This window comes from Parasutterella muris (assembly GCF_009767915.1).
Classification (GTDB): domain Bacteria; phylum Pseudomonadota; class Gammaproteobacteria; order Burkholderiales; family Burkholderiaceae_F; genus Parasutterella; species Parasutterella muris.
On the sequence record NZ_WSRP01000119.1, the window covers coordinates 1 to 495 of the forward strand.

The window sequence follows — 495 nt, forward strand, 5'->3', positions numbered from 1 at the left end:
CTCTCGCAATGAGCCTGCGCCTGTGAGCTGACAAAAGAGCATGGCAATAAATTGGCCCCACGTTGTAAGGCCCTTAGTCCCCTTGTCAGATTGGTACTTGTTGACCAAGTTTTGAAACTCAATTTTCCCGCCCATGAGCTGGACTAGTTGAGCAAATATAGATTTCGTTGATCTTTGCAAGCTAGTGCTCCGTTTGTCAAACGACAAGTTTAAGTACCCCACAAATGAACTAACCCCATAGACTGCGACAGTTAGCTCGTAAAAGTAGTAGAACAAATAGGATTCCTTTAGATTCTACCTTACATGCAACAAACTCAGCTATTTCCTATTGTATTTTCCTATGCGTTAGGGGAGATTTTGTCTGAAAGCGTAGCTGAAAGACAAAATCTCCCCTAACGCAGCGGTTTTTGCGCTCACTTTTATTATCTAACTAGCCGGATATCAATCGGTATCCGGAATCACATGCTGCCTTTGAACTCCTCCGGCGATACATAC

1 protein-coding gene is annotated in these 495 nt (G+C 43.6%); it reads right to left on the minus strand.

Features of this window, described 5'->3' with window-relative positions:
- The coding region (locus tag E5987_RS12830) for a DUF4372 domain-containing protein (RefSeq protein ID WP_237178855.1) at positions 1-180 on the minus strand (180 nt) is incomplete at its 3' end.
- Positions 181-495: the final 315 nt, after the last annotated feature.